This is a genomic window from Grimontia sp. NTOU-MAR1, assembly GCF_035758505.1.
Lineage (GTDB): Bacteria > Pseudomonadota > Gammaproteobacteria > Enterobacterales > Vibrionaceae > Enterovibrio > Enterovibrio marinus.
Genome location: NZ_CP142109.1, coordinates 1,450,415 through 1,470,372, shown reverse-complemented (window position 1 = coordinate 1,470,372; position 19,958 = coordinate 1,450,415). Strand labels below are relative to the sequence as shown.

The 19,958-nt window shown below is 44.4% G+C and carries 21 protein-coding genes; 19 read left to right on the top strand and 2 right to left on the bottom strand.

Features of this window, described 5'->3' with window-relative positions; all coding sequences use genetic code 11:
• Window positions 1-269 precede the first annotated feature (269 nt).
• From VP504_RS24780 to VP504_RS24770, 3 genes are all read left to right on the top strand, one after another.
• Entirely contained in the window at window positions 270-1,154 is an 885-nt protein-coding gene (locus VP504_RS24780) for a PhzF family phenazine biosynthesis protein (protein WP_325894674.1), read from the top strand.
• Window positions 1,155-1,308: 154 nt separating this feature from the next.
• On the top strand, window positions 1,309-2,517 hold the full coding sequence (locus VP504_RS24775) for an EAL and HDOD domain-containing protein (protein ID WP_325894673.1): 1,209 nt from the start codon (window positions 1,309-1,311) through the stop codon (window positions 2,515-2,517).
• Between the two features lie 4 nt (window positions 2,518-2,521).
• The gene (locus tag VP504_RS24770; RefSeq protein ID WP_442788924.1) at window positions 2,522-5,839 is read left to right on the top strand and encodes an ATP-binding protein; all 3,318 of its coding nucleotides are present in this window, start codon (window positions 2,522-2,524) and stop codon (window positions 5,837-5,839) included.
• Window positions 5,840-6,324: 485 nt separating this feature from the next.
• Here VP504_RS24770 and exsE2 read toward each other — a convergent pair whose 3' ends face one another.
• Both exsE2 and VP504_RS24760 read right to left on the bottom strand, forming a co-directional pair.
• Entirely contained in the window at window positions 6,325-6,648 is a 324-nt protein-coding gene (exsE2, locus tag VP504_RS24765; RefSeq protein ID WP_325894671.1) for a T3SS regulon translocated regulator ExsE2, read from the bottom strand.
• A 7-nt stretch (window positions 6,649-6,655) separates the two neighbouring features.
• A complete protein-coding gene (locus VP504_RS24760) occupies window positions 6,656-7,102 on the bottom strand; it encodes a CesT family type III secretion system chaperone (protein ID WP_325894670.1) in 447 nt (148 codons plus the stop codon).
• 362 nt (window positions 7,103-7,464) lie between these two features.
• On the opposite strand from VP504_RS24760, the gene VP504_RS24755 reads away from it, so the two are divergent.
• From VP504_RS24755 to VP504_RS24680, 16 genes are all read left to right on the top strand, one after another.
• The gene (locus VP504_RS24755; RefSeq protein ID WP_325894669.1) at window positions 7,465-7,872 is read left to right on the top strand and encodes a YscW family type III secretion system pilotin; all 408 of its coding nucleotides are present in this window, start codon (window positions 7,465-7,467) and stop codon (window positions 7,870-7,872) included.
• Between the two features lie 425 nt (window positions 7,873-8,297).
• Window positions 8,298-9,119 (top strand): AraC family transcriptional regulator, encoded by an 822-nt coding sequence (locus VP504_RS24750; protein WP_325894668.1) that lies wholly within the window; start codon window positions 8,298-8,300, stop codon window positions 9,117-9,119.
• Window positions 9,120-9,262: 143 nt separating this feature from the next.
• Window positions 9,263-10,243, top strand: a complete 981-nt coding sequence (locus tag VP504_RS24745) for a T3SS regulon anti-activator ExsD domain-containing protein (RefSeq protein ID WP_325894667.1) — start codon at window positions 9,263-9,265, stop codon at window positions 10,241-10,243.
• Between the two features lie 12 nt (window positions 10,244-10,255).
• Window positions 10,256-10,684 (top strand): YscB family type III secretion system chaperone, encoded by a 429-nt coding sequence (locus VP504_RS24740; protein WP_325894666.1) that lies wholly within the window; start codon window positions 10,256-10,258, stop codon window positions 10,682-10,684.
• Window positions 10,684-12,555 carry a type III secretion system outer membrane ring subunit SctC gene (gene sctC, locus VP504_RS24735; RefSeq protein ID WP_325894665.1) on the top strand — a complete coding sequence of 624 codons (1,872 nt, stop codon included), beginning with the start codon at window positions 10,684-10,686 and terminating at the stop codon, window positions 12,553-12,555. Before VP504_RS24740 ends, sctC begins: the two co-directional genes overlap by 1 nt.
• 5 nt (window positions 12,556-12,560) lie before the next feature.
• Window positions 12,561-13,862, top strand: a complete 1,302-nt coding sequence (gene sctD / locus VP504_RS24730; RefSeq protein ID WP_325894664.1) for a type III secretion system inner membrane ring subunit SctD — start codon at window positions 12,561-12,563, stop codon at window positions 13,860-13,862.
• On the top strand, window positions 13,849-14,043 hold the full coding sequence (locus tag VP504_RS24725; protein ID WP_325894663.1) for an EscE/YscE/SsaE family type III secretion system needle protein co-chaperone: 195 nt from the start codon (window positions 13,849-13,851) through the stop codon (window positions 14,041-14,043). Before sctD ends, VP504_RS24725 begins: the two co-directional genes overlap by 14 nt.
• Window positions 14,044-14,069: 26 nt before the next feature.
• Window positions 14,070-14,318 (top strand): type III secretion system needle filament subunit SctF, encoded by a 249-nt coding sequence (gene sctF, locus VP504_RS24720; protein ID WP_062714297.1) that lies wholly within the window; start codon window positions 14,070-14,072, stop codon window positions 14,316-14,318.
• A 3-nt stretch (window positions 14,319-14,321) separates the two neighbouring features.
• Window positions 14,322-14,678 (top strand): YscG family type III secretion system chaperone, encoded by a 357-nt coding sequence (locus VP504_RS24715; RefSeq protein ID WP_325894662.1) that lies wholly within the window; start codon window positions 14,322-14,324, stop codon window positions 14,676-14,678.
• Window positions 14,678-15,310, top strand: a complete 633-nt coding sequence (locus VP504_RS24710; protein ID WP_325894661.1) for a YopR family T3SS polymerization control protein — start codon at window positions 14,678-14,680, stop codon at window positions 15,308-15,310. The genes VP504_RS24715 and VP504_RS24710 overlap by 1 nt, the downstream gene beginning before the upstream one ends.
• An 8-nt stretch (window positions 15,311-15,318) precedes the next feature.
• Complete coding sequence (sctI, locus tag VP504_RS24705; RefSeq protein WP_062714303.1) at window positions 15,319-15,663, top strand: type III secretion system inner rod subunit SctI; 345 nt, start codon at window positions 15,319-15,321, stop codon at window positions 15,661-15,663.
• Window positions 15,664-15,710: 47 nt separating this feature from the next.
• Complete coding sequence (sctJ, locus tag VP504_RS24700; RefSeq protein ID WP_442788937.1) at window positions 15,711-16,427, top strand: type III secretion system inner membrane ring lipoprotein SctJ; 717 nt, start codon at window positions 15,711-15,713, stop codon at window positions 16,425-16,427.
• Window positions 16,420-17,085, top strand: a complete 666-nt coding sequence (gene vscK / locus VP504_RS24695; RefSeq protein ID WP_325894659.1) for a SctK family type III secretion system sorting platform protein VscK — start codon at window positions 16,420-16,422, stop codon at window positions 17,083-17,085. Before sctJ ends, vscK begins: the two co-directional genes overlap by 8 nt.
• Window positions 17,064-17,699: an HrpE/YscL family type III secretion apparatus protein gene (locus VP504_RS24690; protein WP_325894658.1), complete on the top strand. Its 636-nt coding sequence runs from the start codon at window positions 17,064-17,066 to the stop codon at window positions 17,697-17,699. The genes vscK and VP504_RS24690 overlap by 22 nt, the downstream gene beginning before the upstream one ends.
• Before the next feature lie 226 nt (window positions 17,700-17,925).
• Entirely contained in the window at window positions 17,926-18,114 is a 189-nt protein-coding gene (locus tag VP504_RS24685; protein WP_325894657.1) for a hypothetical protein, read from the top strand.
• A gap of 222 nt (window positions 18,115-18,336) precedes the next feature.
• Window positions 18,337-19,899, top strand: a complete 1,563-nt coding sequence (locus VP504_RS24680) for an actin cross-linking domain-containing toxin (protein ID WP_325894656.1) — start codon at window positions 18,337-18,339, stop codon at window positions 19,897-19,899.
• Window positions 19,900-19,958 lie beyond the last annotated feature (59 nt).

Sequence of the window (19,958 nt, the reverse complement as noted above, 5' to 3'; positions counted from 1 at the left end):
TTTAATGAAAAAGTGAGGAAGCTATCAAGGCCGCAGCGCGCCTATTGTTGCTTCCCTTAATATTAATCAATTTCTTGTGTTTTACAGCATTTTGTAACACTGTAACAAAGATACCCAAGTAAATTGATTCCCTTTCGCATTAACTTCTTCAACAGAAAGAGTGGGATAGAGGGTAGGTGCTGAACATTTTGGCGTGTTCAGGCTGATTTGACTCGACATCTTTCGATGGAAAGCCAACTGACAATAATAAGAATTAAGGAAGTGTAACTATGTCAGATATTCTTGAAGTCTATGTAACAAACGCTTTTGTGGCAGACAACCAAGGCGGCAACCCTGCTGGGGTTGTGATAAACGGTGACGGGCTGACCGTCGCACAGATGCAATCCATCGCCGCTGAGCTTGGTTACTCTGAAACCGCATTTCTTTCTCCTTCAAAAAAGGCGGACTACCGTGTTCGCTTCTTTACGCCTGCCGAAGAGGTTGATTTCTGTGGTCACGCAACCGTAGGCACTTTCTCAACGCTTTTTAAAACAGGAAAAATTGAAGCAGGCGAGTACAAACAGGAAACCGGTGCTGGGGTGCTTGGTGTAACAGTAGCAGAAGATGGCCGAATCAATATGGAGCAGGTCTTGCCCGAGTTTGGTGAAACCTTCAGCGAGGAAGATATTGCGCCGCTACTCGGCCTTTCGGCAGAAGACATACTCGCGACGGGAATGCCAATTAAGGCGGTTTCTACTGGGTTGTGGGATATTATCGTTCCTGTCGATGATGAGGCAAAACTGCTCACTATCAAACCTGATCAGAAAGCGATTTCAGCGTTTAACCGCAAAACCAGTACTGGCGCGATTCATGCGTTTGCCCTGACGCCGACAGAATCAGACATATCTGCTCGATGCAGAAACTTTGCTCCGGCATTAGGTATTGATGAGGAATCAGCGACAGGCAGTGCCGCTGGTGCTTTAGCCTCCTATCTTCACATTTACCAGGGGGGAAAATACCGTTACCTGTTTGAACAGGGTGAGGTGTTGAACAAGCGCTCCTTACTATGGGCAAGTGTCGAGTCAGTAAACGACAAGATAAGCGCGGTGTTTGTTGGCGGTTCAAGTGATAAACCCATACGAATTCCCTACCGCTTGGAGGAAGAAGCGGTGTAACCAGTAAAAGGAAGCTGAAAGGCTTCCTTTTTTTCATCCGTCTATCAACATCCCAGTCTCCTCGGTGTGTGACTTATTTAGCGGAAAAAGAAGGAAAAATGCGGTTTTTGGTCTAATTTTTAAAGAGGATTCTTAATTGTAGGATTGACCCCGCGTGGCCGAAGTATTTTTCTCTTGTCAGCCGATTTTCGATAATGACCTCCAACATTGGGGAAGCGAGCTGCTGTTTCGCGAAGGCTTGGAGAACAAGTTCCCATCAATTGATGAAGATACCGCTACGTCACGAATTCTTAGTGCCAACTTCCTCGCGTGTGGTGGTAAACCCGATAACACTCGGTACATCGTCAGTTTTGGCGAGTCGTCCTTAATGGACGAAATTCCGCTTTCAATGCCACCTCAACATCTGATCATTGCTGTCACCGACGAATGTCTGCCAACCCAGGAGATTGTGAGTAAGTTGCGCACTTATCGCACAGAAGGTTACCGCGTCCTGATGGATGGAAAAGCCATGGCCAATGAATGGCGAAATCATCTTGAGCTAGTGGATATTTTCAGTATTAGTATGGAACGTTCAAAGCCTTCAGAGTGGGAAGATGTGGTTTCTCAATACTCCCAACAAGTGTTTCTTGCAAGAAAAGTAGAAAAGCAGGATGAATTGGCTGCTGCTCAAAACTGTGGCTTTGCCCTGTTTCAAGGCTATTTCTTCGAAAAACCACAGATTAAGCGTTCCGAAGATATTGCACCTTCGGTCATGTCCTTACTGGATGTGTGCATCATCATCAACCGTAATCCGGACGATATCGACACACTGACCAAAATCATCTCCAAAGATGTATCTTTGCTCTACAAAGTGGTTGCCAGTGCAAACATACTGGCAAAGACTAAAACTAACAAAATTTCGAATCCCCGTCAGGCAGTGGTTTATCTTGGCGTGCAGGCGCTGCGTCGTCTGGTGTCATTGCTGATAATGACCAACCTTAATCACCAACATGCCCACCAATTGCAAAGTGCTTCATTAACTCGCGCGACATTTTTATCGATGCTGGATACTTCCATCCGCGACTTTGATAAAGATGAAGCCTTTATTGTCGGTGCATTCTCCATGCTGGACGTCATGTTGAGCAAGCCAATGGAAGACATTGTGGGTGAACTCGATCTTTCCAGTGACGTTAAGCGTGCTTTAATTTCTAAAGAAGGGGTTTACGGACAGTTTCTGTCACTATGCCATGATATTGAACACGCAAACTGGAATGGCTTGGTACATTGGTGTAATCAGCTAAAGCTTAATGATAAAGCGGTGTTGAAAGAATACGAACAGGCTCGCAGTAGTACCGCGGACATAACTTCCAGCATGCAGGTATGACGCTATGCTGATGATGCGGACGAAACTTGCAGTAATTCTGGTTGTCAGCGGCACACTGATCCTCAGTGTGTTTGGCGTGTTTAACTACTACAAAACACACGATCGTCTATATGGCGAAATGGATTTTGAACTTCAATCTATCATTGCGCGTCTGTCTTACCGGCTTCCCGCCCAGATGTGGAACTACGATTTTGATTCGGTGACCAAGGATTTGGAGAGTGAGTCGCTTTCCCGCTTTGTTTATCGAATTGAAGTCATTTCTAAAGATGACAACTTCCGTCATATTACCAGGCCCAAAAGCGGAGAATTCAACAATGAGTTTCGTCTTCGTAGCATTCCTTTGATTTATGATGAGCTAGACGAAGAAACCAAAGTTGGTGATCTCATCATCTATGAAGATCCAAGGCCGATTGAAAGCACGCTGACGTCAGAGATTGTCTCTGGTATCGCGCAGGTTTTTTTGCTCGACTTGATGATCATGTTTTTGATCTGGAAATATGCTCGGGCTATTAAAGAGATAGAATCCAGTAAGAACTATCTCAATACCATCATTCACAGCTACAAAGACGGTCTTCTGGTGCTCGGTGAAGACCACGAAATTTCGACATTGAATGAAGCGGCGAGACGGATGTTTGAGCTTGACGATGTACCGTTGGAAAAAGTCACGCTTTCAAGAATCATTGCCAAGGTAGTACCTGATTCCCGTGCTTATTTTTCTCAAGCACTATACGGCTTCAATACCAAAAGTCTGAATTATGAGTTGATACGAAGTAACGATAGACAGATTGTTCAGGTACGCTCTAACAAGATTGAGGTTAACGAGAAACCACTCCAGGTTGCGATTATCCGCGATATTACCGAACAGCATCTAGACAAAATCAAAGTGTCTAAAGGTGCAGAACTGTTCTCCGCGGTTAAGACGTTACAAGATAAGTTCTTGATAAGTGATGATTTTCATAATAGCTTCCGTGAAGTGCTGAAAATCCTTCTGAAGATTGGAGAAAGTAATCACGGGATCATAGTAGAGCTCGATTATGAAGCGCAAAACAATTACCGGGTTCTCGCCCAAACACGTTTGATTGCCAATGGCTATGTGTCAGAAGATTTTGTCCGCAATGTGGTCATGAGAGTGATTGATACCCAAAAGGGTGACAGAAGCCTGCAACTTGCAGGGCTGTCAGCAAATAACGGCAAGCTCATCATTAACTCGCTTAGCATGCCCCTTTTCCTATCAAACCAGTTGGTGGGGGTGGTGTGCCTGTTTGATGAATCGACCAACTACGACGAAGATTTGGTGTCTTGGCTTGAGCCTGTACTGTCGAGTTTGAGTGCTATGGTCAACTTCGTTCGCCAGAAAAAGCTTAATGATCTCATTTCAGAAGAAATGGTCCGAGCGAAAGAAGACGCAGAACGGGCCAATGAGGCGAAAACTAACTTCCTCGCTATGATGAGTCACGAGATTCGCACGCCGATGAATGGGATTGTTGGGATGTCTACCCTGCTGAAAGAAACTGACCTCAGCCAACAACAAACCTACTTTGTCGATACATTGGTTCATTCATCTAATGCCCTGCTCAATATCATTAATGACGTTCTCGATTTGACCAAAATTGAAGCAGGCAAAATGCGTTTATTAGAACAGGAATGTGAACTGCCTGATTTGGTCCATGATTCGCTGGTGGTTTTTCACGCAAAAGCGGTAGAGAAGAGCCTTCGACTGCACTGTTTGATTGAACCAGAACTGCCACATTGGTTAATGCTGGATCCAGTGCGCTATACACAAATTATCCTGAATTTAGTTGGGAATGCACTGAAGTTCACCAAACATGGTGCGGTGATGGTTCAGCTGAGTTTGGTTAATGTCAACGGACGAGAGCATGTCAGACTTGAAGTGAAAGACTCTGGTATAGGTATCCCAGAGGAAAAGCTTCAAACGATATTTGAAAACTTCACCCAAGTTGATAATTCCTACTCCCGTTCTTATCAAGGAACAGGGCTTGGGCTGCCTGTTTGCCGCAAATTGGCTGAGCTAATGGGCGGCACGATTAAGGTTGTGAGTAAAGAAGAGGTAGGCACGACGTTTACCGTTGATGTGCCTCTAATAATGGTAGAGGGAAAAACAGATCCCTTACTGGCGAAGCTGACATTGAAGCCAGAGATAGAAAAAATGTCAGCGATGGTCGTTACTAAGGATGGTCAACTTTACTCGGTCTTGAAAGCTTATCTTTCTAATGTGGGTATCGAGGTTGAGCAGTGGGCGGGAGACGAAGCCTCAAGCGGAGTGATATCTGAATCGACACTTTTGTTTATTGACGACAATATGATCAGTGAGATGCGTTCGGTGATTCATCATGCTGGCCATTCCATATTAATTAGCCACAGTGGTGTGGTTGATGAATTTGGCATGCCGTGTTTAGTTAATCCGATTAATCCAGACGCTCTGATACACGCGTTGTCTGAGGATTCGCCCGTTGATGTCGAAGTGACTGAAGTCGAATTAGATGGGGTACGTTTCGATGGGCTAAATGTACTGATAGCGGAAGATCACCTAGTAAACCAAGACCTGATGGTATTGGTGTTGAACAGTCTAGGATGTCAGTCAACCTTGGCCGACAATGGTCTTGAAGCATTGGAAAAACACCGAGCTGATCCATTCGATCTCATTTTGATGGACTGCCAAATGCCTGAAATGGATGGCTTTGAAGCCACCCGTCATATCCGAGATTTCGATAGGAATGTTCCAATTATCGCTGTCACAGCTAACGCACTTTCCGGTGACGCAGAGCGTTGTCTTGACGCAGGAATGAATGCCCATTTGGCAAAGCCCTTCACTAAAGAAGCATTGGTTAACTTGATGATGCTTTATTTATCAGGAGATAAAGCAATATCGAGCGCAAAAGGTTGGGAGCCTAACAACGACGTTACTAAGCCATTAACAAAAGCACAGAGAGAACCCTCAAATTCATCAGTGATTGGTTTGGAAGACTGCTCCACATTTGATTTGGACCAACTCAAAGACCAAGTAGGAGACAGTGAAGAGATACTGCTTCACATTCTTACTAAGTATCTCTCTACCCAACAGGCAGATATGGAGGCGTTACAGAATGCAGTGACGTCTTCGGATCTTTCTGGAGTTAGAAAAATTGCACATAGAATGAAAGGGGCTGCTTACATGATTGGCGCAAAAGATCTGGCGGATTTGTGCCTCTCTATCGAAAAAGATAACGGGGAGGGGTTCGATATCATCAAGGAAAAATACGACCAACTTAACGTTAAAACAGCGGAGATAAAACGCGAAGTTGAGAGTCTGACAGGGACTTAATAACGACTTAATTGATGATCAGGCAGTTGAGGGTTCATCACACAGGATTCTTAACTGCTTTTAGCCATCTCAATGCGCAGACTTCTTCGTTAAATCCCACGGAAATAGAACGACTATTCCTCGCCTCAAATTGAAGGCAGTAAGGCCCCTGAATACAAGCATCTTTAGGTTGTTTGGGTAAATTCCCCAAATGCATGACGAGCTGGTCTTGTCATTAATGCTACCGGTGATTTTTTGAGCGACGCAAACCATGGAGTGCGGCCATGAGTTAAACAATATCAGTGGCGTTGCTATCCCTTTACCTTGCATGTTGTAGTGAAGACCCCCTATACCTGATACCTATTTCGGAGCATTCCGATCAGTCATTTCGGGATTATGAATAGGCAGCGTGACCATAACAGCCTAAGAATAGTGTGAAATTCGGAAGTTTAAAGAGATATGGTGAGGTGTGCAGGGAGAGAAAATATAGCCCTGTGGTGTGAGGGCTATTTTACGAAAGAGGTTTGGCTCATTGGTCTACTGGTCGCGATCACTTGAACCTTTCTATTCAACAGGCTTTGTGTAGTATTAGCGTCTTTTTCAAATCTCAAAATCGAGTTGGCGAGCTCAGTATTGGCTAGAATAGAAAGCGTCTCGCCTAGCTCCAGTTTTGAGTTAGTGCGGCTTTGCTCTCGTTCGTTTGGATTTATCTGCACCACCCTTCTGCCTAGAAAGTTCCCCTTCTTTACAGACTCAGTCTGGTTATTGCTCTCGATCCAATCGATAGATAAGTGCTTTTGTGTTGGTTGGATACCATTGCCATTGGACATAGATTACCTAAACCCTTAAATCCGAGTACTGAAGTTGAGATGGCAAAGTTTCTATGTCGATGTGAGCGGACAATAAGTCTTCCCAAGATTCGCTCTGTGTGAGCAGCTCAGCCAGTGCTTCTTCAAACAGTTGGTAGTCGAGTGACTCTGCGTGAAGCAGTCTATTTAAACAAAGTTTGTGCCTGTGGTTATCTAAGCTAAAAAACAGTTGATGCTCAGACCAATGGTAGTTGAATGCGGTAAAAGAGCGGTAAAGGTCAGAGTCTACAATCTGTAGATCGACGATCTCAGCTTCTAGTTGAAGCATCCCCGCCGTTGGGTGAAAAATCACATGCACTCTTAAGTTGTCATCAAAAGCTAAGCCCAATTCGTCTTCAATCAACTGTAAATTAGGTAACCCTATTTGATGAGAAAATTTAAGCAAAACCTCATCTACGATTTGGCGCGCAGACATAGAAGTCATCCTTTTTAGAACTATAAGGATGAAGTTATGGTAAGTTTATTCTGATGTTTATCAAAATTGGTTGGTTTTTTTTATATTACCGTTTTCTATAGCAGTGAATTAAAGATATTAGCTACGTTTCTTATAACCAACTCATATAATGACTGTATATATAATGACCAGTTGTATACTTGGTGCCAATGTCAGACTTTACATTGAGAGGGGGGAAGTTATTGTAATGTAATTCTTACTTTTGAGATTTGATGATTTATTCTTTAAGAAGTGTATAAAATATGTGTTGATCTTATATGTATTTTTGTAGAAGAATTGAGAATAATTTTTTTCAATAAAAAGAAAACCAGATAGAGCATAAAGTGAAGCCTAATACGTCGGTTTTATTACTAAGTATATTTCTTTTGAGTGCTTGCACTCACACCAACACCTTAGATGGCGGGTTTGCGAGTTCCTCCCAATCTTTGCTGTATGGGTGGGTGGCTTTCGATGATTACATTGCGCCCGTGAGTACATTGGTTGATATTGATGTGTGTCAAGTAACCGGAGAGCGGTGTATTACTGTGGCAAAGCAGACATATCAAGGGGTCCAGCTGCCTGTGCAATACTCTTTTGTTATTGCGCCGATACAAGCAGGTAAGGGTGAAATGAAGATTCGCGCGGTGTTACGTTCTCAAGGGGAAGTCAGAGCCTGCAAAGAAGAAAGTTATATTTTTACGCAAGGCAGAGTACATAAGGACTTAAAGCTAGAAACTAACGGTAATAACTAGAAAAGTAATCGTTTTCATTTTTTCTTTTTTAATAAAATTTAAGTTAAATGATGAAAACAACCCAGTAATTAAACCCTAGTTATTAAATGGTTTAAGTCATCGATTCAGTGCTTATCTATATTAATGTTAGTTGCAATCACTGCAATTTTTATGTTTATATCCGTATTTCAATAAAGTCGTCTAGATAGAATGGTTTAAAATAAACCTCCATTTTTTATGGAAATGTCAATAAAAGTGAGAGTAGGCTTAAGCGTTAGTGCTTTCATTTGTTCCTATATAATAATAGCTTTGGTTATTTGATTATCACTAGTTATAAGTTGAAATCAAGTAAAATATTATTAATTTATCGAGACATTTTTCAAGACTATTTCTTTACTACCACCGGTAGTTTTTGCGCTATTGATAATTTATTCGGGAGTGTGGTCGTGCTATCGCGAAAAATCCATAGTACTTGTTACTATGAAAAATACGATGAAGTTTTTCATTCTCGCCAGTCTCACATTGTTGTTGTTCACAATGGACAATTGCGAGTTCAGACGGGGGATTGCACGTTAGATGTCGTCGCTGGTTGTGGGGTGTATCTCTCTCAAGGGGATTACTTACTAGGATACACGCCAGTAGATGGTCAATATACGGCGTCAGTCATCGAATTCGACAATGAACTTGTCAGTCAATTTTTGCAAAAGCACAGTGATTTACTGATGCGGCTACCAAAAGTTGAGAACGTTCAGTCTGGATTGTTCCCGTTTACTTTCAATTTGTTGATAGAGCAGACCTTATCAGGGATGAAGACGTTAGAAGAGCAGTCTTATCCTGACACTATCATGCGCTTAAAATACGAGGAAATGCTCATCTTATTGCTCCACGGTGAGCAAGGTGAGAACCTGTATGCGTTATTATCACAGCTAACCAACAAAACCTCAGACCGACTGCGTCGCTTTATGGAGCTTCATTACCTGAAAGAGTGGAAGCTTACGGACTATGCTCAAGAGTTTGGTGCGAGCCTGACGACGTTTAAAGAGCTCTTCAATGAGCACTATGGCGTCTCTCCTAGAGCGTGGATCAGTGAGCGCCGTTTACTGCATGCCCATAAATTATTGCTTACCAGCAAAATGAGCATTGTCGACGTCGCAATGGAAGCGGGCTTTTCTAGCCAATCTTACTTTACGCAAAGCTACCGACGCCGTTTTGGAACGACACCAAGTCGTGTACGTTCTGGGGATGAACAAGTCGCAATTGCTAAGTGAAATGTCTGACGACTAAAATTTTCTGACTAATTTTGAAAGGCATCAACTGGCGTAAACTCTATTATGCTCAGCGTAACAACGAACAAAACTATTACCTCTACTTCCTTCTGGATTGTTCGAAGTAGATGCGGAGAACAACACCAATGAAAAAGCTGCATTGGCGACGCCGTTCGCTTTTTCCTAACAACATTGTGACGCAAAGGAAGGTCACTGTATTGCAGAGAGGCGCAAGATACGAAGGTTTAACACAATCATCGCAAGTGCCCGATATTGTTAATGTCAATCACCGACAACTTCTTAGTGAAGACGTTCTGAATTCAGAACAATTGTCTTTGCTGCAACGTTTGCTTGACCGCAATGTCGTTGATTGCTTATGTGGAAGCCAAGTGGTGAAAACCTATCAAAGTTTCGGCACCTCTTTAGACCGATTTGCTATGCGCCTCTTTCTCGAGGTGGGTGGGCAACTGAGTGACAATCATATGTTGAGGTCTTTTGAGCAAAGGTTGGATTACATTAACAGCCGATTAGGGTTTCGCTTCAATTTGGCGTTCCCTAAAACGCTGATCCTTTCGATGTATTTCACCCTAAATGAATGGGTGAACCGAAAGACAGATCAGACGGTGCTGCATGACAACATCAAGCTTGAGCAGTTGATCAATCAGCTGAGTATTCAAAAAGACTACTGGTTGAGACTGTCGACAGAAGAGCACAGTGCGATTTTCGCAGAGCAGCAGTTGGCACTGATTCACAGCCAGCAGAGTGAACTGTATGAGCAGCTTGATGTTCTCAATGAACAACAAAATCAGGCGGTTGAATCCCACCGAATGATGGTGGAAGAGTGGAAGCCAATGCTTGATAAGCTAAAAGGTCTATCTCACTACGGTGAAACATCAGATACGTTTATCTCTGAATGGAAAGTCTGGTGTGGCGAAGCTCGAGCACAAGCGCCTGAGCTCAACGACGTATGGGACGCTTGTGACCATGTTTACAGCGACTTAAATGCGGTTGCGAAGATTTGGCAGTGGTTTCAAGACATGCAAACCGTTAGCAATGTGGATCACTACTATTTTGATATTCAGAGTAACCAGTGCGGTCAAGCTTGTAATCATCTCAGTCAGATTTAAATAGAGCTAAATATGTTAGATCAAGTGATGAAGTCCCTCGCGGCAACGCTTGGGGTTGGGGATTTTATTGCCTCAAATAATGGTTCTTATGATATCGAAGTCGACCAGATGCTGCTTAATATTCGGCAGCATTCATCATGGGTCTTGTGGGAAACCGTGCTCCCATTTCAGTTTGAACAGTACCTCGATTACCAAAAAGAGCAGGCACTCAAGCATTGTATGCAGCTCTCTTTGAAGACAGTGCGCGACACGAGCAGCATACTGACGGTGAATGATAACGAGCAGTTGATTGTGCAAGGAAAGATGAACATGGAAAGCGCAACCACAGAAGCATTGTGCGCCCAACTCTCCCAGCATGTAAATTCGGTGGAGAAGTTTAGTGGTGTGCTAGAGCATCAACGCGTTAATCATACCGTCAACCACAGTATTTGGATTCCATAATGCTTGTGGTATTGAAAAAACAACTACGCCGACTTTTTTGGTCTGTTGTATGTGCTTTGAGTTTATTGGCGGTATTGCCCTTATACGCATCAGAGTTGAATTGGCCTGATCAACCGTTTCGTTACTATGCGGACAACGATTCTTTAAAAGATCTATTGAATAACTTTGGCGCTAACTATCGCGTTTCGGTGTCGGTCAGTGACAAGATCAATGATCGAGTCAGTGGTCGGTTTACGCCAGAAGACCCAGCCGAGTTTCTTGATTACTTAGCGCAGGTCTACAACCTGATGTGGTATTTCGATGGCGCGGTGTTGCATGTTTACAAAGCGACGGAAACCCGATCACGATTGCTACAGCTTGAACTTCTGACCGCCCGTGAACTGCGCAGTACTCTGATATCGACAGGTATTTGGGACTCTCGATACGGTTGGCGTGCAGCAGACAACAAAGGGCTGGTTTACTTAGCGGGTCCGCCTAGATACGTTGATCTGGTTGTGCAAACTGCCGAAGCGCTGGAAAGCAGATTGGTTCAAAAGTCTAACTCCACTGATGAGCTTTTTGTTGAAATTATTCCTTTGAAATATGCCTCGGCGACGGACAGAGAAATCACTTATCGCGATCAAGTGGTGACTGTGCCAGGCATTGCATCGGTATTGAGCCGAGTATTGTCGGGTGTTCAAACTCAGATCAAAGCAACCAAAGAGAGTGGAGAGACGGACATTAATACAGCCGCAACCGCGACGAAGAATGTTTCTGTGCACGGCGGAGCGTCGGTAGAGGCAGAGCCTGGGTTAAATGCCATCATAGTGCGTGATACGCAAGCACGCCTACCTTTGTACCGCAAGTTAGTCGCTCAGTTGGATCAGCCACAGTCACGAATCGAAGTAGCACTCTCGATTGTCGATATCAGCGCGAACGATTTGAGCCAACTGGGTGTGGATTGGCGAGCGGGTATTGAGGTCGGTAACAACAGTATTTTAGACATCAAAACCACGGGTGACGTTGGTAGCGGTGATGTGACGCTAGGTAGCGGGCAGACCTTTAACTCACTGCTTGATGCGACCAACTTAAACTATTTGTTGGCTCAAATTCGTTTGTTGGAATCTCAAGGTAGCGCTCAAGTCGTGTCTCGACCGACTTTGCTAACTCAAGAAAACGTTGAGGCGGTCCTAAACAACAGCAGCACGTTCTACGTTAAGTTGATCGGTAGGGAAACAGCAGCGCTTGAAGAAGTGACCTACGGCACCTTACTTCGAATCGTCCCACGCATCGTCGGAGACCGATTTGTTGAAAGGCCTGAAATCAACCTGAGTTTGCATCTTGAAGATGGTGCGCAAATTACAGATGGCGGTGTTGATGATGTTCCATCTATCCGCAAAACAGAGATCAGCACGTTGGCGACCGTGAAGCAAGGGCAGAGCCTACTCATCGGGGGCGTATACCGTGATGAGATCAGTCATCAACTGCGTAAAGTGCCGTTGTTAGGGGACATCCCATACCTTGGTGCCTTGTTTAGAAGTACGACCGATACCACAAGAAGAACGGTGCGTATGTTCATCATTGAGCCGAGAATTGTTGTCGATGGAATTGGCGACAACGTGCTTATCGGTAACGAATATGACTTACGGTCGAAGCTCGGCACCTTGAACAATATTTCAAACAACAGTGCAGTTCTGAAATCTGTACTTGCGCTCTACAGCTGTACATCTCAAATACAAGCGGAACGTCACCAGCAAGACCTATTGTCACAGGGGAAGTCTTCGCTTTTATCGAAATGCGAGCTGCCTTCAGGGCAAAAAGGATGGCGATTGCAAATCAAAGAGTGTGATGGCTCAGAGAATCATTGCGTTCGACCATTAGAGGAGCAATAACCTCAATGCAGCAATGGAAAATTCGTATTCTCTCTGGTGTTCATGCCGGAGTAGAGGTGACCTTACCCAATGATTCATTGGTGTTGGGGAGCGATGATTTTACCGCCGATCTTGTGTTGACCGATTCGGACATCAAGGCGAGCCACCTTGTATTGGTATGTGATGGCGAAACCGCATTACTACGTGATTGTGAAGAGGTCTCGATCAATAACGAGAGCGTTACGGTTGACGCCAGTGGGTTGGAATTACCGCGAAACGCCTTGGTTTCGGTTGGCCGCTTAACGTTTGCGGTAGGGCACCTTGAAGACGACTTGGTCATCGATATCGCGACGGAGGCCTCAGATAAACAAGCGGCAGCGGTCAGCCATAAACCTTCATCAGGTTGGAAGAGAACGGTCTTGACCGGCTTGATGTGCAGCCTGATCCCAAGCGTAATCTTTGCCGGTGTTTGGTATAGCCAAACCCAAGCCAGCGAGAGCGATGCCATCACGGAAGCGGAGCCTATCGTTTTGGTGCGCAATATTCTGAGCGAGCTGAAACTCGATGATGTGAGGGTTGAATGGAATGCCACGGCAAGACAAGCAGCACTAGAAGGCTATGTCGAAGACAGAACCGCAAAACTGCAACTGCTGGGAAGAATAGATGCGCTAGGGGTCAACTACAAAAGTGACCTGCGAACCATGGAAGAGATTCGTCGCGGTGTGAGCTTTATCTTGCGTAACCTCGGCTATCACCAAGTCAAAGTTGAGAATGGTGAAGAGACCGGAACGCTGCTCTTAACGGGGTACATCGATGATGCGAGCCGTTGGAGCCAAGTTGAGCAGATATTAGAACGGGATGTCCCGGGACTGGTCGCTTGGAAGGTTGAACTGCAAAGAGCGGGAGCCTATATGGATACGCTCAAAGCCTTGCTTGAAAAAGCTGAGTTATTCAAGAAAGTTCAGCTGGTGACAAGTGGCGATCGTATCGAAGTACGCGGTGAGTTGGACGATATTGAGACTACTCGCTTCTATGGCGTTACAAGGGATTTCCGTGAGCAGTATGGTGAGAAACCTTATTTGGTTTTGAAGTCCATCCCTAAAGTAAGCAAGGGAACCAACATCGATTTTCCGTTTCGCAGCGTGAACTTCGGCCAAGTCCCTTATGTGATCCTTACGGATAATATTCGCTACATGGTTGGGGCTCGTACCCCTCAAGGCTACCGTATCTCTAGCGTAACCCCAGAAGGGATAGAGCTCGTGAAAGGCGGACGAGTGATTACGATCAACCTAGAGTATGAAGGTGGAAATACCAATGACAAATCTTGAACAACGACTACAAAGCGAATCAGGTCATGAACAGAAAGAGGCAATCCTCCTCAAGTTCGAGCAAGCGCAATCCGCAGTAAAGCGCAAGCTCGATCATGGCTGTTCTCCCCAACAGTACCACGTGCTACTCAAACAGCATGAGGCATATCAAGCGGCCTTAAATGTGATCCAAGCGGTTTAAAGTAATAAACGAAACAGGCGAAATTTATGTCATTTTACGATGCGAGTAACAGTGTTTACCTTGATGATGTTAAAGCAAAACTAGAGGCTCAGGCAAAAAAAGCGAACGAAGAGGTAAATCAAGCAATAAAAAACCTCGAAGAAAACGCCGATGACCCTTCAAAACTTGCTGATCTGCAGCACTCTATCAACAAGTGGTCTGTGGTGTTCAATATCAACGCAACTACAACTCGTGCAATTAAAGACGTGATGCAGTCGATTCTGCAGAAGGTGTAAGTTATGGAAAAAGACATGCGTTTGCTGTTGGCCGAAACGGCCCTAATGGCAACGGGTATGCATCGCCATGAAGAAGCTGAGATCATTGCGTCTTGCATCGAATCCCAAGAGGATACCAAAGAAGTTGTGGCAATGATTCGCTCTATGAGTTTGATGAATCGGGGCCGCTATGAGGATGCTCATCGCTTACTTGAGCCGCTATGTACTGATTACCCTGATTTAGTTAGTTTAGCGGCGTTAGCGGCAGGTAAAGCTGGGCTAACTAGCCGCGCTGAATCTTGGCTGGAGGTAGCTTCAAAAGGTAGTGCAGAAAATCAAGCCTTTGCAATGAGTTTCTCTAAGGATATCAGGAACCTTTAATGAAGGTTGAAAACAACGTCATCAATTACCCCCTTGGTCAGGTTTCACAGCCACCCAGAGCTGAATCGCATGAGGCAAACAAGATGAGCCGTTTGATGCTTGAAAGTGCATCAGACAAGAGCACATCGCCAGTACAAAAAAGCACTGATATCGTCTCTCAATCAGAGGCTAAAGTGACGGTAATTAAAGAGTGGTATGAAGCGCTCAAGAGTTCCGGAAACTTCAGCTCAACAGCCCTTAGCCGCTCACTTGACGGAGCATTCACCTCTCCTATCAAGCAAAAAGAAGCACTGTGGTATGCCTTCAACCAAGAAAAAAGTGTTAAGGGAACTGATAAAGGGTCACCCACATTGTTGGTATTGTTAGAGCAAGAGTTATTAACCACCTTTTCAGGGCGTTTAATTGCTGAGCCGCCTAAAGACCGTCAGGAACTCAAAGTGATGCTCGCGGAGGATTACTCACTTGGAGCACAAAAGGAACAGGCACTTTGGCACAGCTGGGCTGAGTTGAAAGACATCCCTGATCAAGAACCATTGTTAGACATGGTTCGAGAAGAGTTGAGCTTTGTCATACAAAAGAACGCAATGGTTAAGAACATATTGACTTCCAGTCATAAACTCGACCTCTCATAGGAACGCATATGATCAATACTCAGTACACCGAAGTCATGCATACGAGCCTCGAGCAAGTGCAAGATGCCCAAGCTCAGGGTGGGCTTAGCGAACGTTTCGAGCAAGCGATGTTGGCTCCGGAAGGAAACAATGGTTTAGAGGGAGGTTTGTTAGAAAACATTAGCGAACTGAAAAATACCATCGATAACGCAAAAAGCAGTTTAACCGACAGCATGAAAATGGTCGGTGACGATCCTACCCAGCTTTTGCAAATGCAATGGGCATTGACTCGAATTACCTTTCAAGAAGAGTTGATCGCCAAGACGGTAGGCAAAACGACGCAAAACGTAGAAACACTATTGAAAGCACAATAGCCATGACAAAAGCAGTAGTCACAATAAAAGCAATACGTGCCGTAAGCATGTTACTGGTTCTATTTTTGGTGGGTTGTCAGACCGAACTTTACACAGGTGTGAGCCAGAAAGAAGGCAACGAAATGCTGTCGATCTTACTCTCTGAAGGTGTCGCTGCTACCAAAGAACCGGATAAAGACAACACTGTCAAGTTGATGGTGGATAACGCACAAATTGCGTTTGCGGTTGATGCGCTTAAGCGCAAAGGTTACCCAAGAGAGCAGTTCTCGACACTAAAAGAAGTCTTCCCGAAAGACGATCTGATTTCGTCTCCGCTTGCCGAGCGAGCGAGACTTATTTACGCGAAATCGCAAGAGTTGTCGTCCACACTGTCACAAATTGATGGTGTGTTGGTCGCTCGTGTTCACGTGGTACTCGAAGACCAAAATCTTCGTCCTGGTGAGCGTCCGACGCCGGCATCGGCATCTGTGTTTATCAAACACGCAGCGGATATCGCGTTGGATTCTTATGTCCCTCAAATCAAGCTGTTAGTAAACAACAGCATCGAAGGGCTGAACTACGATCGTATTAGCGTAGTGATGGTGCCATCTTCGGAAGTTCGCGTGACGTCTCAAGGCAATCAATTCGAAAGCATTCTTTCGATTCAAGTGACCAAAGACACTGCAGGCCATTTGATTGCTATCCTCGTTTTCTTGGTACTGCTGATCATTGGCTCTAATGCAGCAACGTTTGCTTGGTGCCGCAGGAACGTGAAACGTGGTTAATTCCGAAACACCGGTTTCCCAAATTCAGCATCAGTTTAATTATTGCCCTTGCAGTTATATTGACGAAAGTTGGGTAACGGAAAAACAGCCTTGGTTGTTAAAACTCCAAGGCTGGAGAGAGCAGGCGGCCATCAATCAGTGGTGTATTGAAGACTGGGCGTTGTCACCAATTGCGGATCATGCCTTTAACCATTCATACAACAGTCTGGTTTTACTGCCTGTAGAGGTAACCAACCGACTGCTCTTGATGATTGGCGGAATCATGCATTGCCAAGCGATGCGCCAAGTGGTGCTAAAGCAACCTAAACAGTGTCTTAATCAGGTCTTTGGGGTGGATGAAACGCGCTTTTTAATCCAACAAGGACCGATGATGATCTCCAACTGGCCCAGAGGTTGGCAAAAGCCACTGCCAACCAGCCTCGATGAAAAAAGCTTTGAAAAGGCAGCCCGAGAGCTGGGCTATTTATGGGTCGCGTTCTTACTGGCGAAGTCACCTTCAGAGCTAGTTCAACGATGGCAGTTCAAGGTCGATCGTCAACTCACGCTGACGGATCATAGTGCAGATTGGTTGGATGACGCGCATCGCGATCTTGCATATCGACTTATCAAGAAAATCGCAAAGCAGGTAATTCCTCAATGGTTTCATTTGTTGAAATAAAAACTGATAACTTGCAATTGGCGCCGGGCTTAAAAGTGCTCAAAGCAAAAGATTATGTAAGTTACTTAGATTCGCAGCATTTGGTTGAGGCGGCGCACTCAAAAGCAGAAAGCATCATTGCGAAAGCGGACGAAGCCTATGAGCTAGAGAGGCAGCGAGGTTATCAGGACGGCATCGATCAAGCGAAGATCGAGAACGCCGAAACCATGCTGGCAACACTTGCTCGATGCAACGAGTACTATTTACAGGTCGAGCAGAAAATGACAGGTGTTGTGCTCGATGCCGTCAGAAAGATCATCAACAGCTTTGATGATGTAGATACCACCGCAAGTGTGGTGAGAGAGGCGCTTCAACTTGTCAGTAATCAGAAGCAAGTGATTCTGCATGTACACCCAGAGCAGGTTACTGAAGTGCGGGAGAAAGTTTCCTTCATACTCAGTGATTTCCCTGAAGTGGGTTACGTTGATGTCATTGCCGATGCGAGACTCAAAAACGGCGGCTGCATACTGGAGACGGAGGTCGGTATTATTGATGCGAGTATCGACGGGCAGTTACAGGCGCTCAAGCAAGCTATCACCAAGCAATTGAGCGAACGCCAGCAGATACAGCCTTAACGCGTTTATTTTTGCTCTCCGAAAGTCCAGCCATGCTGGGCTTTTTTATTTTCAGTGGCTGGCTATTTCTAGATTCAGCATTAATTTCCTCTCACTAGCATGCAACTGAAAGCCGTGAGCGCTAGCCGATAAAAGGTGCCCTAAAAACTTCTGACCAAAAGTGATATATGGCGAATGCCCCTATGCTTATTGTTTTGATTACTCAATACGAAAGGGGCTCGTCACAATGAATAAAGAAGAAATCATAAATAACTGGTTATCTGACGGGCAATGGCAGCTTTTGAATGGTCAATGTAACTTGGTTGGCGAAGACGGTATGCATTACACCACTATTTTCAATTATGAAAACCGTATGGTGGTCATGTTCCCTTTGTCACCAACCAAGCAGCCTAAGGGAGGGATATTGCCTTCCTAACTACTGGCCTCTTAATTCATCGGCGTTGCGTCGTTCTCGTTAGACGCAGATAACGCCACTGTCGTACTCAATTTTGCATTGCCGGATGAGTCCGTGGTGAATAGAGACCTCAATGTCTTTTGGCAAAAAAGTTTATAAAAAAACGACCACGTCCGACATACGACCTCTGTTCACTTGATTAGTCTTAATATATCTAGAGAAACCAATAAAAAGTAGATAATTATGCCAAATGTTAATAATGTAAATCCAAATAGCCAACCGATCAATTCTACGCCAGCCAGCCAACCACAAAATCAAAGCCGACTAGGTGGTTTAAGTGCGAGTCCGCAAATAACGTCAGATGCCATCCGTAATTCAATACAGCAGCCGCTTAGTGGCGGTACTACAACAGCCGCAGCACCGATCAATTCACGTATTCTACAAAAGGCGGCCGTTGTGCCACCATTTGAAAAGCACTTCGAAACTGCGTCTATTGGTATAGAGAATGAGTTAACAGGACTGGTAGTCACTTTACCTGAATCAGCATCACCTGAGTTTGGCTATGTCCATGATTCAAATAAAAAACCCCTATTCATGTTAACGAAAGACATGAAACAAGGAAAATATGAAAATCCAAAGGAAGTAAAAGACATCATAGGTATTGATAAATTCAACACATATACGCTTGAGCTGATTACCTACCCCAGTGAAATTCGAGATCAAGAGGCGATCAGTAGCCGTAATGAGGCGATACTTTGGTTGGCTGACGTATTCACAGCTCATATTAACTCATCAAATAATCATGCCCCACTGAAAAATATAACAAGTGAAAATAATCGTTTTACTTTAGCTATCGCGAACCCTAACCATCTGATTGCTAGTGGTAACGGCGCGACGAAAGATTCCGCGGTCCAGACGATAGGTATCACGCAGAGTGGACAACAGGCAACTATAGCGGTGAGAGCTAAAGACTTTGGGACAGGTTCGTCAGATGAATTAAAGCTTCTAGAGGCTGCTTCCTGGTATCAGCCGGGATTAAGAGAAGCATTTTTAGAGACAGCTAAAGCTGAAGGTGTAGAATTACATGATGCAAGGACAGCCCAGAATGTATTTGCTTATCTAGCATCAATTTATACAAAGACCGCTGATTTAGCGCAAAAATATGGTCTTCACATTAATGAATGGGACCCAGCGAGTGAAGGAATTAGAACAACAGTTAGAGAAGGGTTAACAGACCCTGAAGTTAAAAATTCATGGGGAATTTTGCCTAGAACCAAGCCCTTCCAAATGTTGACGATTTTGGAGAACAGCAGCGACTCTAGATATGTCAAACAAAAGCTTGCGTCCCATTTGAAGGCATCTTCAACTTATTCAGAGAGCCTTGCTAAGAATGTAGCCGCGTATTTCCAAACTGGTGGTGGAGTGTCAAAAAAGACCATTAATAACGCGACAACGGGAAGCGAAAAGGACATGGCGATATTATTTGAATTCCGCACAGTGCTACCTGAAATATCTAAGTACCTACCCAAGTCAGAATCTAAAACAAAATTAGATATCAAAATAATGGATCAATTTAAACCAGAGGATCGGAAGGAAATTAATAAAGAAATAAATACCCTTATAAGAAAGAGTAGTGAATTTATCTCTTGGTATCAGAAAAAAAGGGTTGATGATGGGAAGACAGCATTAAAAGACCCAACACAAGCGGCATCCGTTTCATCTATTAACGAGAAAGCTGAATGGCTGATCGCTGAAAAGCCAGTAGATTGGGAAAGGATAACTTCACGTTATGTTAATCAAAAGTAATTTATTAGGATTCTTTCATTTGGGGATATTCAATATCGTTAACTAGGGGTTTAGCCACT